This is a genomic window from Amycolatopsis sp. NPDC114504 (assembly GCF_055633595.1).
Genome location: NZ_JBVKDU010000001.1, coordinates 1,552,357 through 1,567,438, shown reverse-complemented (window position 1 = coordinate 1,567,438; position 15,082 = coordinate 1,552,357). Strand labels below are relative to the sequence as shown.

The 15,082-nt window shown below is 71.7% G+C and carries 15 protein-coding genes; 7 read left to right on the top strand and 8 right to left on the bottom strand.

What is annotated here, in order from left to right; all coding sequences use genetic code 11:
• Nucleotides 1-199: 199 nt before the first annotated feature.
• Nucleotides 200-1,804 carry a multicopper oxidase family protein gene (locus tag ACZ7PG_RS07270; RefSeq protein WP_470238225.1) on the bottom strand — a complete coding sequence of 535 codons (1,605 nt, stop codon included), beginning with the start codon at nt 1,802-1,804 and terminating at the stop codon, nt 200-202.
• Nucleotides 1,801-2,214, bottom strand: a complete 414-nt coding sequence (locus tag ACZ7PG_RS07265) for a hypothetical protein (RefSeq protein ID WP_470238224.1) — start codon at nt 2,212-2,214, stop codon at nt 1,801-1,803. Before ACZ7PG_RS07265 ends, ACZ7PG_RS07270 begins: the two co-directional genes overlap by 4 nt.
• 107 nt (nt 2,215-2,321) lie before the next feature.
• Between ACZ7PG_RS07265 and ACZ7PG_RS07260 the strand changes: the two genes are divergently transcribed.
• Nucleotides 2,322-3,038 (top strand): TetR family transcriptional regulator, encoded by a 717-nt coding sequence (locus tag ACZ7PG_RS07260; protein ID WP_470238223.1) that lies wholly within the window; start codon nt 2,322-2,324, stop codon nt 3,036-3,038.
• 59 nt (nt 3,039-3,097) lie between these two features.
• Here ACZ7PG_RS07260 and ACZ7PG_RS07255 read toward each other — a convergent pair whose 3' ends face one another.
• Nucleotides 3,098-3,667 carry a TetR/AcrR family transcriptional regulator gene (locus ACZ7PG_RS07255; protein ID WP_470238222.1) on the bottom strand — a complete coding sequence of 190 codons (570 nt, stop codon included), beginning with the start codon at nt 3,665-3,667 and terminating at the stop codon, nt 3,098-3,100.
• A 106-nt stretch (nt 3,668-3,773) separates the two neighbouring features.
• Between ACZ7PG_RS07255 and ACZ7PG_RS07250 the strand changes: the two genes are divergently transcribed.
• Nucleotides 3,774-4,565 carry an SDR family NAD(P)-dependent oxidoreductase gene (locus ACZ7PG_RS07250; RefSeq protein WP_470238221.1) on the top strand — a complete coding sequence of 264 codons (792 nt, stop codon included), beginning with the start codon at nt 3,774-3,776 and terminating at the stop codon, nt 4,563-4,565.
• 86 nt (nt 4,566-4,651) lie between these two features.
• Here the strand turns inward: ACZ7PG_RS07250 and ACZ7PG_RS07245 are convergent, their stop codons facing one another.
• The 3 genes from ACZ7PG_RS07245 to ACZ7PG_RS07235 all read right to left on the bottom strand — a co-directional run bounded on the left by ACZ7PG_RS07245 (nt 4,652) and on the right by ACZ7PG_RS07235 (nt 6,715).
• A complete protein-coding gene (locus tag ACZ7PG_RS07245; protein ID WP_470238220.1) occupies nt 4,652-5,485 on the bottom strand; it encodes an SDR family NAD(P)-dependent oxidoreductase in 834 nt (277 codons plus the stop codon).
• A gap of 80 nt (nt 5,486-5,565) precedes the next feature.
• The gene (locus tag ACZ7PG_RS07240) at nt 5,566-6,111 is read right to left on the bottom strand and encodes a CGNR zinc finger domain-containing protein (protein WP_470238219.1); all 546 of its coding nucleotides are present in this window, start codon (nt 6,109-6,111) and stop codon (nt 5,566-5,568) included.
• 121 nt (nt 6,112-6,232) lie between these two features.
• Entirely contained in the window at nt 6,233-6,715 is a 483-nt protein-coding gene (locus tag ACZ7PG_RS07235; RefSeq protein WP_470238218.1) for a carboxymuconolactone decarboxylase family protein, read from the bottom strand.
• A gap of 185 nt (nt 6,716-6,900) precedes the next feature.
• On the opposite strand from ACZ7PG_RS07235, the gene ACZ7PG_RS07230 reads away from it, so the two are divergent.
• Both ACZ7PG_RS07230 and ACZ7PG_RS07225 read left to right on the top strand, forming a co-directional pair.
• Nucleotides 6,901-10,398 (top strand): NACHT and WD repeat domain-containing protein, encoded by a 3,498-nt coding sequence (locus ACZ7PG_RS07230; protein WP_470238217.1) that lies wholly within the window; start codon nt 6,901-6,903, stop codon nt 10,396-10,398.
• A 196-nt stretch (nt 10,399-10,594) separates the two neighbouring features.
• On the top strand, nt 10,595-11,509 hold the full coding sequence (locus tag ACZ7PG_RS07225; RefSeq protein ID WP_470238216.1) for an MFS transporter: 915 nt from the start codon (nt 10,595-10,597) through the stop codon (nt 11,507-11,509).
• Nucleotides 11,510-11,680: 171 nt separating this feature from the next.
• On the opposite strand, the gene ACZ7PG_RS07220 is transcribed toward ACZ7PG_RS07225, so the two are convergent.
• A complete protein-coding gene (locus ACZ7PG_RS07220; protein ID WP_470238215.1) occupies nt 11,681-12,172 on the bottom strand; it encodes a MarR family winged helix-turn-helix transcriptional regulator in 492 nt (163 codons plus the stop codon).
• Nucleotides 12,173-12,254: 82 nt separating this feature from the next.
• On the opposite strand from ACZ7PG_RS07220, the gene ACZ7PG_RS07215 reads away from it, so the two are divergent.
• Together ACZ7PG_RS07215 and ACZ7PG_RS07210 are read left to right on the top strand one after the other, a co-directional pair.
• Nucleotides 12,255-12,620 carry a DoxX family protein gene (locus ACZ7PG_RS07215; protein WP_470238214.1) on the top strand — a complete coding sequence of 122 codons (366 nt, stop codon included), beginning with the start codon at nt 12,255-12,257 and terminating at the stop codon, nt 12,618-12,620.
• 33 nt (nt 12,621-12,653) lie between these two features.
• Nucleotides 12,654-13,349, top strand: coding sequence for an SDR family NAD(P)-dependent oxidoreductase (locus ACZ7PG_RS07210; RefSeq protein WP_470238213.1), 696 nt, complete (start codon nt 12,654-12,656; stop codon nt 13,347-13,349).
• Nucleotides 13,350-13,352: 3 nt separating this feature from the next.
• On the opposite strand, the gene ACZ7PG_RS07205 is transcribed toward ACZ7PG_RS07210, so the two are convergent.
• Complete coding sequence (locus ACZ7PG_RS07205) at nt 13,353-13,508, bottom strand: hypothetical protein (RefSeq protein ID WP_470238212.1); 156 nt, start codon at nt 13,506-13,508, stop codon at nt 13,353-13,355.
• 344 nt (nt 13,509-13,852) lie between these two features.
• On the opposite strand from ACZ7PG_RS07205, the gene ACZ7PG_RS07200 reads away from it, so the two are divergent.
• Nucleotides 13,853-15,043 (top strand): AI-2E family transporter, encoded by a 1,191-nt coding sequence (locus ACZ7PG_RS07200; protein ID WP_470238211.1) that lies wholly within the window; start codon nt 13,853-13,855, stop codon nt 15,041-15,043.
• The last annotated feature ends 39 nt before the right edge of the window (nt 15,044-15,082 follow it).

Sequence of the window (15,082 nt, the reverse complement as noted above, 5' to 3'; positions counted from 1 at the left end):
CGGGCGCAGCGGTCGAGCGCGGTCGGCTGGAACCTGGTGAACTTCTGCCCGGCCTCCAACTTCGCTTCCCGGACGTCGATCGCGGGGTCGAGGTAGCCGAACTTCTTCGGCGGCTGACCATCCACATCGGACACCCCGGCTGGGCTGGAGTGGCTTAGCGGCCTACCCGGAAATCCCGGGCAGGCCGTCGTCGCGCGTGTTACTCCGTGGAGAAGTCCGCCATCATCGCCATGTCCTCGTGTTCGAGGTTGTGGCAGTGCAGCATGTACCGGCCTGCGTAGTCCGTGAATTTCACCGCCACCTCCACGGCTTCCGACGGGCGGACGTCGACCGTGTCCTTCCAGCCCGCGTCGTACGGGCCCGGCGCGTGGCCGTTGCGGCTCAGCACCTGGAAGTGGTTCAGGTGCAGGTGCACCGGGTGGTGGACGTCGCTCGTGAAGCGCCAGATCTCCGTCGTGCCGAGTTTGGCGCGCGCCAGGTCGCGGCCCGGGGTGTAAGGGGCGCCGTTGATCGTCCAGGAGCCCGACGACTTCTGGAACAGGAAGTCCCGCGTCGTCGTCGCGCCGACCCGGTTCAGGACCGCGATCTCCGACAGCTTCGCCGGGACGTGGCTGTCGTCCGCGACACGGCCGTCGGTACCGACGTCGAAGCACATCACCTCGGCTGTCCCGCCCGAGCCGAGCTTGTTGACGAGCCGGACGCGCGTGCCCGGCTCGTAGCGCGCGAAGTCGATCACGACGTCGAAGCGTTCGGCGGGGGAGACGTCGATGCTGTCGTGGGTGAGCGGGCTCGCCAGCAGGCCGCCGTCGCCGCCGATCTGGACCAGAGCGCCGCCACCCGGAGGCTGCGGGTCCAGCGCCAGTGAATACCGCCGGGCGTTGGAGCCGTTGAGAATCCGGAAGCGGTAACGGGCGCGGTCGGCGCGCAACACCGGCCACGGCGCGCCGTTGACGAGGATGACGTCACCGAGCACGCCGTCCATGTAGGCCGCCGAGACGCCGGGCAACTGCTGGCTCCCCGCGAGCGCGGGGTAGGTGAAGCTGCCGTCCGCGCCGAACGACCGGTCGCAGATCATCAGCGGGATGTCCCGTTTCCCTTGCGGCAGCGGCAAACCCGCTTCTTCGTCGTCGGTCACGAGGTGGAAGCCGGCCAGGCCCTGCCAGACGTTGGCGGCGGTGAAGCCCATCCGGTGGTCGTGGTACCAGAGCGTCGCGGCGCGCTGGTCCAACGGATACGTGTGCGTGCGACTGGTCTGCCCGCCGCCGGTGTCGAGCTTCGCCATGCCCGCCATCCCGGACATCGCCGCCATGCCGGTCATCCCCGAAGCCGGGTTCGCCTGCTCGCCGCCGACGGGGTGCACGAGCTCGGTGGGGTAGCCGTCGCTGTCGGCTGGGGTGTGCCCGCCGTGCAGGTGTACCACGGTCGGGTGCGGCAGCTGGTTGGTGTGCTTCACGACGGCTTTGCGCCCGGCGGGCGTCCGCAGGGTGGGGCCGGGGAAACTGCCCTGGTAGGTCCACGCCTCGGTGGTGAGCCCGGGCAGGATGCCCAGAGCCGCCGGCCGCTGGACGATCTCGTAGAAGTCCGTGGTCGCGTCGCTGCGGACCGGGGCGAGCACCGGCGGGATCGGCAGTTCGGCGCGGAACGGCGGCGGCACGGGTGCCCGGCTGGACAGCAGCAGCCCGGGCTGGCCGTCGGCGAACAACTCGCGCAGGAACGGCATCCCGGCGACAGCGAGCGCACCGGCGCCGGCCAGGGCCACGGTGCTGACGCCGAGGAACCGGCGGCGGCTCATCGCGGGGCTCACGCCGGGGCTCCGGCGTAGCGCTCCACCGGCTGCTTCGCCCACGAGAGCATGACGATCCGGACGACGAGGTAGAGCAGCACGGCCCCGAGCGGCACGTGCACGACCAGGTCCCGGGTGAAGCCCAGCACGATCTGCGCGGCGCAGAGCACGAGCGCCAGCGCGGCGAACAGCGCGGGACGGCCCGGACCGCGCCCCCCGCGCCACACCACCAGTGCGGCCAGCAGCGTGGGCAACAGAGCTACCGCGAAGAGCATGCCGGACATGCGGTGCGCGGACAGCATCGAATAGTGGCCCTGCAGGAAGGCGCCGGCCAGGACCGGCTGCAGGCAGGCGAGCGCGGCCGCCACGACGGCGCTCGCCCGCAGCAGCACGAGCGCGCCGCTGCTGATCGGGTTGTGGACAGGGTCCATCGCAAGACTCGTTTCTCCGTGGGGACTTCGGGAGGAAGCGGTAAAGCTTCTGTCACTGAAAAATTACTGTAGCAGAAAATATTCGGCCGGTGCACTAAGCTGGTGACATGAGTCCGCGAACGGTGAACTGGGCTGCCTCACGCACCCGGCGCGACGGGGAGTCCGAGGTCGAGGGACTGCGAGAGCGCAAGAAGCGGCTGATGCGCCAGCAGCTCTCGGACACGGCGACCGAGATGTTCGTCGAGCGGGGCTTCGACGCCGTGCGCGTGGCGGAGATCGCCGAGGCGTGCGGGGTGTCGGAGAAGACCGTCTTCAACTACTTCCCGACCAAGGAGGCGCTGATCCTCGACCACCCGGACACGGCGCTGATCGCGCTGCGGACCGACCTGGCCGAGCCCGGTGTGTCCCCGGTCGAAGCGACGCTGCGGATCCTCGCGGAGGAGCGCGCCGCCGTCCTGTCCTGGCTGGTCGAGCAGGACGACCAGGCCGAGGCGATTGCGAAGTCCCGGCGCTTCGGCCTGCTGATCGCGACCACGCCGGCGCTGCGCGCGCACCGCCTGGAGATGACCGAACAGCTGGTCGTGGTCGCCGCCGAGGCGCTGGCCGAGCGGGCCGGGACCACGCCGGACGAGCCGGAACCGCGGGTGCTGGCGGCCGCGCTCGTCGCGCTCTGGCAGATCCAGTTCCGGTCGATGGCCAAGCACCTCGACGTCACCCGCACGCCGGAGCAGGTCGAGAACTTGGTCGCGGCCGACGTCGCCCGCGCGGCGGGGCTCGTCGAAGCGGGGCTCGCGGCCCTCCCGGAGTTCGCGGGGCGGGACTGAGCCCGGCTCGGACTTACTCGGTGATTGTAGACCGGTCGTCTACCTGGTGCTCTGAAGTTTCAGAGGCGAGCTGTCGGGGAGCCGACACCCCGGAGAAGCGTGTCCACGACCGCGGTGGCGAGCACGTCGGGGTCTTCGGCGTCGGTGTCGGTGTGGCAGACCTCGTCGATGAGGGCGCGGTATACGCGGGTCGCCCAGTGAGGGTCCACGTCGTCGCGGAGTAGGCCGGCCTCTTGGGCGCGGCGGAACAGTTCGTCGCAGCGGGCCAGCAGGCCGGCCATGCCGGGGTCGGTGTGGCCGTTCTGGTTCATCGCGAACGCCCAGCTTCGCTTGACTCGCAACACGTTCGCCGTCACTTGGTACAGGGCGACCAGGGGTGGGGTCGTCTCGGGACGGGCCGCGTCGACCGCGGCGTGGAACTGCTCGTCGGCCCAGGTGGACAACGCGTCGAGCAGGGCCTCGCGGGTGGCGAAACGGCGGTGCACCGTGGACCGGGCGACGCCGGCGGCGTCGGCGACCTGCTCGATGGTCGCCGCCGGGTTCTCGCCATAGACCTGCTCGGCGGCTTCGAGGATCGTGCGCATCGTTCTCGCGGAGTCCGCTCGATGCGGCCGGTCCTGCTTCGTCACGGCGTCAGGCTACGTGACGGTCTTACCCATGGCTCGACTTGCGACACGTATGACGCAAGTTGTGCTTCAATGGCGTCATCAACGGTGCAGAGCAGAGGGAGCAGTCGTGGACCTGCAGGTGAAGGGGAAGACCGTGCTGGTCACGGGGGCAAGCCGGGGGATCGGTCTGGCCATCGCGCGGACCTTGGTGGCCGAAGGCGCGACGGTCATCGGCGCCGCGCGCACGGTGTCCGAGGAGCTGGCCGCCAGCGGCGCCCACCCGGTGGTGGCCGACCTGTCGACGCCGTCCGGCCCGGACGACCTCGTGACGTCGGTGGTGGCCGAGCACGGCGACCTCGATGTCCTGGTCAACAACGTCGGCGGGGGTAATGAACAGGATCAGCGGGAGCTGCGGGACTTCTTCGGGTACGACGACGCGGCGTGGCAGCGTCAGTTCGACCTGAACTTCTTCTCGGCGGTGCGCGCGTGCCGGGCCGCGATCGCCGGCCTGACCCGCCGTCGCGGGTTGATCGTGAACATCTCCTCCATCGGGGCGCGGGTGCCCCACGACGGGCCGGTGCCCTACACGACCGCGAAGGCCGCGCTGACCGCGTTCAGCAAGGCGCTGGCCGAGGAGGTCGGCGAGCAGGGCGTGCGGGTGGTGACGGTGTCGCCCGGGCCGACGCGGACGTCGCTGTGGACCGACCCCGACGGTTTCGGTGGTGCTGTCGCCGCGGCGCAGGGGGTGGCGCACGCCGACCTGCTGGCCGGCCTGGCGGCGGCGTCCGGGATCCGGTCCGGTCGCATGGTCGAGCCGGACGAGGTCGCGTCGCTGGTCGCTTACCTGGCCTCGCCGCGGGCCGCGAGCATCACCGGGCAGGACTACCTGGTCGACGGCGGTGCTGTGAAAACCGCCTGATCTCGGAGCAGGTGGCGCAGCTGTTCGGTTGGCGATCCTGGTGCGGAAGCGTTCCGGTGATGAACGCGGGCACCGTGCCCGGTGGTTCAGGCGTCGACCTTTTCGCTGACGCCTGCCCAGGTGTCGAGGTCGGCCAGGCGTGCGGTGAGGGCGTCGCGCATCGCGGTCGCGCTGAGGACACCGAGCGCGAGTCGTCGCGGGGGGTTCGGGTCGGCGACGGCGGCGCGGATGCCCTCGGCGACCTTCGCCGCACTGGACGCGGGCGTGTCGGCCTGCGGGGCCCGGACAGTGGCGTCGTAGTCGGCGTGCGCGCCCTGGGCCGGGTCGACGTTCGCGCCGAAGGCGGTGGCGGTCGGGCCCGGCTGGACCAGGGTCACCTTGATGCCCAGCGGCGCGACCTCGAGAGCGAGCGCGTCCGAGAGCCCTTCGACGGCGTACTTGCTCGCGGCGAGCATGCCGAACCCCGGCGCGGCGGTCTGGCCGAAGATCGAGGAGCCTTGCAGGATGTGCCCGGACCGCTGGGCGCGCAGGACCGGCAGGGCCGCGCGCAGCACGTTGAGCACGCCGAAGACGTTGGTGTCAAAGAGCGCGCGCGCCTGGGTGTCGGTGGCTTCCTCGACCGCGCCGAAGACGCCGTAGCCGGCGTTGTTGGCCAAGGCGTCGATGCGCCCGAACCGGGTGACGGCCTGCTCGACCGCCTGCTGCACGGCCTTCTCGTCGCGGACGTCGGCGCTGATCGTCAGCAGTCGCTCGGCGGGGCCGAGGCCGGTGAGCGCGGCGGCGTTGCGGGCGACCGCGACGACCCGCTCGCCGGCTTCGAGGGCCTGGCCGACCAGTTCGCGGCCGATGCCGGACGAGGCGCCGGTGATGAACCAGACGCGGGTGGACGTGGACTCAGTGGTGTTCGCTGCGTTCGTCATGGTTATGACCATAAGCGTTTAGCTCGCAACCACACAAGAGTGAGGCCGGTTACAGTTGTGGCTTAGGGTCGGTTGAAGGCTCAGGGCGTCGCCGACTCCTTGCGGCGCTGACGCATCGCGCGCATGGACACCTGCGAGCTGCACCCGGGGCTGCAGAACCGCCCGGAGCGGTTGCGGGTGCGGTCGAAGAACCCGAAGTGGCACGGCGGGTTGCAGCACGCCTTCAGGCGTCCCCAGGTGTCGCCCTGGGTCGCTTCGGTGACCGCGCCGAGCACGCTGGCCAGCACGCCCGGCACGCCGCCGACGGCGGGCTGCAGCCGCGCGCCTTCTCGGCTGACCACGGCGGTCAGCGGGTAGCGAGTGCCGGCCTGGGCCAGGTACTCCTCCGCTTCGGCGAGCCCCGGCGCGGGATCGCCCGAGTGGGCGAGCAGCACCGTGACGAGCGCGTCGCGCAGCTCGCGGGCCGCGGCGGCGTCGGATTCGGCGACCGCGACGTCCGAGGGCAGCAGCTCGTGTCCGGCCGCCCAGCTCGCGAAGCCCTGTGCGGTGCCGAACAGCTCCTCGCGCCCACCGGCGTCGGCGTGCGTGTTCACGAATCGCAGTACGGCTTCGGTGCTCTCGACCATGAGTCGATGGTAACTCCTGCGCCGCCAGAGTCACTTTTCGATAGTGGCTATACTCTCACGGTCACAACTGATGTGGCGACCCGACAGGCAGTGCGAAGCGGGAGCCGGGCATCGCCAGCGCTCAGTGCGTGAAATCGGCGAACATGCCGGGCTCGTAGGTTCCCGCCGGGGTCCGGACGACAACGTTCATCCGGTTGGCGGCGTTGATCAGCCCGATGACGAAGACCAGCGCGGCTAGTTGGTCGTCGTCGAAGTGTTTCCGTGCCTGGCTCCAGGTCTCGTCCGACACGCCGTGGCTGTCGGCGATCCGGGTGGCCTCCTCGGTGAGGGCCAATGCTGCCCGCTCGGGCTCGGTGAACACCGTGGCCTCGCGCCAGGCAGCGACCAGGTTGAGCCGAACCGCGGTCTCACCGGCGGCCGCCGCGTCCTTGCTGTGCATGTCGGTGCAGAAGCCGCAGCCGTTAATCTGGCTGGCGCGCAACTTCACCAGCTCCTGCAGTGACCTCGGGAGCGGTGACTGGGAGAGCAGCACGTCGAGTCCGGCCAGTCGCTTTCCGGCCTTGACGGCGAACGCGTTGTCCAACATGGCGAATCGGGCTTCCATGACTTCATCCTCACGTGGTGTCGTGTAGCGGACGACCACCAGACACCGGTGCGGCCCGTCCCTGTGACACCACGGCCTTGTGTCGTGGGCCACACCGGAGAGGCTCACCGGCCCCCTGCTGACGCGCGGTGGATGCGACCCGATCGGGTCTTGGCTTGCGGGAGCGGTTTGGCGAGCATTCCCGTATGCGCAGGCGGGTCTGGTCCCAGCGGTTCCGCTACCGGTTGCGGGTGTGGCTCGCCGCGGGGGTCGTGCTCGGGGTGGCGACCGCGCTCACCGTGGTCACCGGGAGCAGCACCTCGCTGCTCGCCGCCCTGGCGCTGTTCGCCACGGCGTTCGCCGGTGTCGTCGCGCAGGAGCTGGTCAAGGGCGGGACCGCCCACAGGTTCTGGTCCGCGGACCGGCCGCCCTACCCGGGGCTGGAGGCGTTCGCCCCGGAGGACGCCGCGGTGTTCTTCGGGCGGGCGGTTCCCACGCAGGACCTGGTCGACCGGCTGAATCCGGTGGTCCGTGAGCACTCGCGGCGGTTCGTCGCGGTCATCGGGCCCTCGGGCAGCGGCAAGTCGTCGCTGGTGCAGGGCGGGGTGATCCCGGCGCTGCGGCAGCGGCGCACCCGGTGGGTGATCAGCCCGGCGTTCCAGCCGGGCACCAGGCCGGTGGCCGCCCTCGCGCAGGCGCTGGCGGAGTTGCCGCCCCAGGTACCCGCCGAGAAGCTCGAAGCCCGGCTCCTGGCCGACCCGGCCACCTTGGGCGCTCGGATCCAGGCGGTGTCGGGGCGGCACCGGCACCTCGTGGTCATCGATCAGTTCGAGGAACTGTCGACTCTGGCCGGCGCCGGAGAACGCGACCAGTTCCTCACGCTGGTGAGCGACGCGCTGGCGGCGAACCCGAACCTGTGGGTGGTCGCCACGCTGCGCTCGGAGTTCCTGACCGATCTGCTGGAGTCCCGGTTCGCCGCGCTGGCCCAGCAGCCGGTGACCGTCGGCGCTCTCGACGCGGACGCGCTGAGCGAGGTCATCGAGGGGCCCGCCGAGCTCGCCGGCGTCAGCTTCGCGTCGGGGCTGGTGAGCCGCATGGTCGCCGACACCGGCGGCGGCGATTCCCTGCCGCTGCTGGCCTACGTGCTGCAGCGGCTGTACGTGCGAAGCCGCGGCCGGGGCGTGATCTCCGTGGAGGACTACGAACGGCTCGGCGGCGTGCGCGGCGCGATCGCGACTCAGGCGGAAGCCGTGCTGCACGACCTGTCCGGCGAAGTCGCGGAGGACCGGGTGCTCCAGCTCCTGCGCAGGTTCGTCACGTGGGAGGGGCGGGAGCCGACTCGGCGCCGCGTGCGGGCCGCCGACCTGACCGACGGTGAGCGGCGGATCGCCGACGCCTTCGTCGACGCCCGGCTGCTGATCAGCCGGAGCAGCAGTGGGCACGTGGTCCTCGACGTCGCCCACGAGGCGCTGTTCCGGTACTGGGCGCCGCTGCGCCAGGAGGTCGAGTCGCACGCCGAGGCGCTGCGCCGGCGCACGCAGCTGGAACGGTGGGCCGGGGAGTGGCTGCGGTCGGGCCGGCTGCGGGCGTTCCTGCTGCGCGGCGAGCGGCTGCACACCGCGATGCGCTGGATGGCCGACAGCACCGAGCAGGCCGTGCCGGAAGTCGCGGAGTTCCTCGCCGCCTCCCGGGGTGACGACCAGGTGTGGCGGGAGCGGCTGGCCGACTCGCTCGCGGCGCAGGCGACGCTCACCACCGAGGTCGACCCCGAGCTGGCCATCCTCACCGTGCTGGCCGCGATCGAGGAGTGCGCGCCGCGCCCGCTGGCGTTCCGCGCCCTGCACCGGGCGCTGCGGGCGAGCCGCCAGCGCGTCCTGCTGCGCGGGCACGACGACTGGGTCTGGGGTGTCGCCTGGTCTCCCGACGGGCGGACGCTCGCGTCGGCGTCGCACGACCACACCGTCCGGTTGTGGGATTCCCGGGACGGCACCGAACTCCGCGTGCTGCGCGGGCACACCGACAAGGTCGCGACCGTCGCCTTCTCACCGGACGGCACCCGGCTGGTGTCCGCCGCGCAGGACAAGACCGCGCGGATGTGGGACACCGGGTCCGGCGCGGAGCTGTTCCTGCTGACGGGGCACGAGCAACGACTCGAGGCGGCGGTGTTCAGCCCGGACGGCCGGATGGTCGCGACCGGCGCCCGTGACAACACCGTCCGGTTGTGGTCGGCCGCCGACGGGACCGAGCTCACCGTCCTCACCGGACACGGGGACTGGGTCCAGGACGTCGCGTTCGCCCCGGACTCGGCGACGCTGGCGAGCGCGTCGGGAGACGGCACGGCCGGCCTCTGGCCGCTGGCCGATCCGGCGCTGGTGCACCTGCGCGGGCACCGCGACTGGGTCGAGACGGTGGACTGGTCGCCGGACGGCAAGCGCCTCGCGAGCGGCTCGCGCGACACGACCGTGCGGGTCTGGCACGCCGAGCGGGCCGACCAGCGGCTGGTGATCCGTGGCCACGAGGGCGTGGTGGAGGACCTGGCCTGGTCGCCGGACGGGCTCCACATCGCGAGCGCCTCGCGGGACACGACCGTCCGCCTGTGGGACGCCGGCGAAGGCGAGGAGACCGCCGTGCTCCGCGGGCACGCCGACTGGGTCGAAGGAGTCGCGTGGGCGCCCGGCAGCACGCGCGTGGCGAGCGCGTCGCGCGACGGCACGATCCGGATCTGGGATGCCGCGCCGTCCCCGGAACTGCTCGGGCTGCGCGGGCACACCGGCTGGGTGCGGGCGGTCGCGTGGTCGCCGGACGGGCGCCTGGTCGTGACCGGCTCCCGCGACGGGACCGCCCGGGTGTGGGACGCGGTGACGGGCGTGGCGCTGGTGAGCCTCGCGCACGGCGGCGAGGTCCGCGGAGTCTCGTTCGCCCCGGACGGGCGGACGCTCGCGACCGCGTCCTACGACCGCGTCGTCCGCCTGTGGGACGCCGGCGGCTGGACGGAGTCGCGGCTGCTCTCCGGCCACGAGGACGGCGTGCGGCGCGCGATCTTCGACCCGGCCGGCTCCCGCGTCGCCAGCTGCGGGCGCGACGACACCATCCGGGTGTGGGACGCGGCGACCGGCGCCGAGCTCGCCGTCCTCTCCGGACACCGCGCGACGGTGCGCGGCCTGGCCTGGTCCCCGGACGGATCGCGGCTGCTGAGCGGCTCGAACGACGGCACCGTCCGGCTGTGGCACGCCACCGGCGGCCCGGCGCAGGCGGTGCTGACCGAGCACACCGACGCGGTGACCGGGGTGGCCTGGTCACCCGACGGCACCCGGCTCGCCACCGGTGCCAAGGACCGGCGGCTGCTGGTGTGGGACGCGGAGTCCGGACGACCCGCCGCCGACCTGGGGGAGCAGGAAGAAGTCGTCCGCGACCTCGCGTGGGCCCCGGCGGGTGACCGCGTCGCGGTGGTCCTCGACGACGGCTCCTTGCGTGTGTGGGACCTGGTCTCGGCCGTCGAGCTGGCGGTCCACCGGGGCCACCGCGCCTGGGCGGAGGGCGTGGCGTGGTCGCCCGACGGCACGGCGGTGGTCACGGCGTCCGGCGACGGCACCGCCCGCGTGTGGCCGGTTCTGCCTGATGCGGCAGCACTGCTGGAGCTCGCGCACGACCGGGTGTTCCGCGAGCTGACTCCGGCGGAGCGGGACCGGATGCTGCTCCGCTGAGACCGTGCGCCGCCGGCGCCCAGGCAGCTTAGGGCTTCTGCAACGGCGTGTACCTGACCGCCGGAGTCCTGTACTTCACGCGTCGTCCAGCTGTCGGCCGGCCAGGTCGGCCTCGGGTTGACCATCGCGGCGCGGTGTCGCTCTCGGGCACCTCGCCGACCGCCACGGCGCTCGCACGGTCTACGCGCTCACGCTCGTGCTCGGCGCGGTCTCGATGGCGGGACTGTGCCTGGCGCAAGGGTTCTGGACGTTCGTGGTGTTCGCGAGCCTCGGCGCCGCGACCCGGCCGCCCGCGGAGTTCCGCGGTTACCTCCGGTCGGTGACGAACCTGGGCATCGCGCTCGGCGCGCTGCTGGCCGGCTGGGGCGTCGCCGCGGACACCCGCAACGCGTACCTGCTGCTCATCGCGGGCAGCGCGGTGTCGTACGCGGCGAGCACGGCCATCGTGTTGTTCCTGCCGACGGTGCCCCCGAAGCCGGCCGGGGCGGGCCCGCGGTGGGTGGCGCTGCGGGACCGGCCGTACCTGGTGCTGACGCTGCTTGACGGCGTCATGGCGATCCACCAGTACCGGGTGCTGACCGCGGCGGTCCCGCTGTGGCTGGTCGCCCGGACGACGGCGCCGAACTGGACGGTCTCCGGCGTCATGGTCGTCAACACGGTGATCGTGGTGTTCTTCCAGGTCCGGGCGAGCCGCCGGATCGACACGACGAAGGCGGGCGCGGTGGCGTTCCGGCGCGCCGGGTTCGCGTTCTTCGCGGCGTGCGTGGCGATCGCGGCGATGGCGGGCGCGCCGACGTGGCTGGCGCTGGTCCTGCTGCTGGCCGCGGTGGTCGTGCACACGGTCGGCGAGATCTGGCAGGCCGCGGGCGGGTTCGAGCTGTCGTTCACCTTGGCCCCGCCGCACGCGGTCGGGCAGTACCAGGGGTTGTTCGGCATGGGGCTGGGCCTGGGTGTGACGCTCGGGCCGGCGGTGCTGATCGCGCTGTGCATCACCTGGGGCACACCGGGCTGGCTGGTGGTCGGCGGAATCTTCGCGGCGACGGGCCTCGCGGTGCCGGCTGTCGTGCGCTGGGCCGAGCGCGACCGGGTCCGGCCGGCCCTCGTTCGGTGAGCAGGTAGGTCACGCGTCGGCGATAGCCCTTGGAGGCGGGCGTGTCACCTCTGGTGTCGACGTGCATCGAGGCCGTTCGCCGGGTGCTGCTGCCGGCGCCTTCGTCGTCATGCTCGTCACGACGTGCGGCCCGGCACCCCGGCGTCGCGCCGTACCCGGGACCGGTCGGCTTCAGTCCTGCAGGCGGCAGTCGTCGGGGTCGTTCTCTTCGCGGTGGGCGGTCCGCGCGACCCGCTCCAGCAACGTCCGCAGCTGCTGCTGCTCGGCGGAGTCCAGATCGGACAGCAGCGCTGACTCGGCTTCGCCCAAGCGTTCGCGAGCCTGTTTCAGGGCCTGGGTGCCCTTTTCCGTGATGAGCACCTGGCGCGCCCGGCGGTCGACGGGGTCCTGCTGCCGGGTGAGCAGGCCTTCGGCTTCGAGGTCGTCGAGGAGGTAGGTCATCACGGTCTTGTTGAGCGCCAGCTGCTGGGCGAGCGCGAGCTGCGAGCGGGGTGGTCCGGACACGACCGCCATCAGCACCAGATAGCCCCGAGGGCCACCGGGCAACGCGGCGACGGAGCTCGTGGCGGTCCGGCGGAACTCACCGGACACCACCCGGAGTGCCCAGCCCAGGTCGCTGTCCAGGCCGAGGGGTTCGTCGCGCTCGGAGGGTCGGGGAGTCACACCGTGATGATAGGTGGTCCCCGAGATGACTTGCAAGACAGATGGGTTGTCGAGCAGATCGTCTACTGGATAGACTATCTGCATGAATACCGCTCTCTGGGTCGTCGCCGGCCTGGTCGCCGCCGGCTTCCTGTTCTCCGGCGTCTTCAAGCTCGCTCTGCCGCACGAGAAGTACGTCGCGGCGCAGCCTTGGGCCGAGGACGCGCCAAGTTGGGCGCCTCGCACGATCGGCGTGCTGGAGGTGCTCGGTGCCCTCGGCCTGATCCTGCCCGCCGGTGTGGCGCCGATCCTGGTCCCGTTCGCCGCGACCGGCCTGGCCCTGGTGATGGCCGGCGCGGTCGTGCTGCACCTGCGGCGCGGTGAGCTCTCGGCGCTGGTGCCGAGCGGGGTGCTGCTCATCCTGGCGGCGGTGGTGGCGTGGGGCCGGTTCGGGCCGTACGCGTTCTGAGCCGGAAGCACTACGAACGAAAGGGAATGACCGTTGCCCATCGCACTCGTGACCGGCGCCAACCGCGGCCTCGGCTTCGAAACGGCCAGGCAACTCGCCGCAGCCGGCTTCGACCTCTACGTCGCCGCTCGTGACGGAGACAAAGCCGCCGAGGCGGCGGCGAAGCTGGGGGTCCGGCCCCTCACTCTTGATGTCACCGACGACGACTCCGTGACGGCGGCGGCCGCGCTCGTCGAGCGCGAGCGGGGCTGCCTCGACGTGCTCGTCAACAACGCGGCGATCCGGCCGGAGCTGAAGCCGGTGTCCGAGGTGACCGCTGCCTACGCGCGGACGGTCTTCGACACCAACATCACCGGCGTGGTCCGGGTGATGCACGCGTTCCTGCCGCTACTGGAGAAGGCAGGCCACGGCGTCGTCGTCAACGTCGGCAGCGGCACCGGTTCGTTCGGCCGCGTCCACGACCCGGTCCGGATGGAATCCCGCCTCGTCGAAATCCCTTATATGGCGTCAAAGGCGGCCCTGTCGATGATGACGGTCCAGTACGCGAAGGCGTACCCGGGCCTCCGGATCAACATCGTCGACCCGGGCCCCACGGCAACCGGCATGAACTCACTCCCCGGCGTACAGCCCGTCGAGGCCGGCGCGGCACCGATCGTGCGAGCCGCACGGTTCGGCCCGGCGGACCCGACTGGCGGCTTCTTCGACGCGAAGGGGATCTCCCCGTGGTGACCCTCAGGACGAGGGCGGTACCCGTGGTTCGGTGACCAGCCACGGGGCGTCCACCAGCCTGACGCGCGGTACCGCCGTGTGGTCGTGCCGCCAGAGCGCGAGGGCGCGCAGCGAGGCGGAGATGATCTCGATCAGCATCACGGTACCCAGTTCGTCCACTTCGGACTCGGCAAGCACCTCGGTGACGAAGGGCGCCGGCGCCGACGACTCGCGCGGGTGGTGTCGACCTGCGCTCGGGCGGGCCCCTTCGCAGGTCCCGCGGGGTCAACGTCAGCCGGATCGCGGCGTCGTTCCCGAACAGCGCCCGCTTCGATGACCGCGTTCCCAGGTCGTCGCCCGAGGTGTTTGCCGCCGCGTGGCCGGGGTAGCCGGGACTCGATCTCGCCTACGCCGAGCGTCGGTCTGCGCTGGGGCCACGGTGACCCGGGTCAAGCCCTCAGCCGCCGGGTCGGGGATCGCGTTGTGCGCCCACCCACCTCGCGGTGGCGGAAGGAAGGCTGGTCATGCCGGAACCCTCGGACATCGACAAAGGCGGCAACGAGCCCGAAGAAGCGCGAAAAGGCCACCACGACCTCGTCGCCCAGCCGCACACCGAAGACGAGGGATCGGTCGCCGAAGCGGAAGCCGAGGCGGCCGAGCTGAGCACCGGGAAAGCCCCGCTGGGCGAGCCGGGGCGGAAGCTGGACCGGAAGTCGCCGTTCTTCATCGGGATGCTCGGCGCCGCCGGGGTCGCGGTGACGTACCTGGTGGCCGAGCTGATCGTGACGGCCCAGGACACCCTCGTCCTGATCGGACTGTCCTTGTTCATCGCGATCGGCCTGGAGCCCGCCGTGTCGTGGCTGGCCCGGCACCGGTTCCCGCGCTGGGCGGCCGTGCTCACGGTGCTGCTGGCGCTGGTGCTGATCGGCGGCGGGTTCCTCGCCGCGGCCATCCCGGTCCTCGTCGAGCAGGCCACCGCGTTCGCCCACCAGGTCCCGCAGTACCTGCAGGACCTCAAGGACCACAATTCCCCGCTGGGACAGCTCAACGACCGGTTCGGGATCCAGCAGCACCTGCAGCAGCTGCTCGACGGCGGAAGCTTCGAAGGCGCGCTCAACGCCGGCAAGGCCGTGCTGGGAACGGTGGGCGACCTGCTGATCGTGGTCGTGCTGACGATCTACTTCCTGGCCGACCTGCCCCGCATCCGCGCGGGGCTCTACCGGCTGGTCCCGCACACCCGCCGCCCCCGCACGATCCTCATCGGTGACGAGATCTTCGCCAAGGTCGGCGGGTACGTGCTCGGCAACGCGCTGATCTCGCTCATCGCCGGCGCCGTCACGTTCGCGTGGCTGCTGATCTTCAGCGTGCCGTACGCGCTGCTGCTCGCGATCCTGGTCGCGTTGCTGGACTTGGTGCCGGTGCTCGGGACGGCGATCGCCGGGATCGGGGTGTCGCTGGTGGCGCTGACGGTGTCGTGGCCGGTCGCGCTGGCCACGGCCGGGTTCTTCCTGGTCTACCGGCTGCTGGAGGACTACCTGCTGGTGCCCAGGATCATCGGGAAGGCGGTCGAGGTCCCGGCGCTGGTCACGGTGGTCGCGGTGTTGCTCGGCGGGGTCCTGCTCGGCGTGGTCGGCGCGTTGGTCGCGATCCCGATCGCCGCCGCGCTCCTGCTCATCCTCCGCGAAGTCGCCTACCCCCGGCTGGATAGGGCGTGAGCCGGATGACCACACGGCGCGCAGTGATTTCCGGGGGCG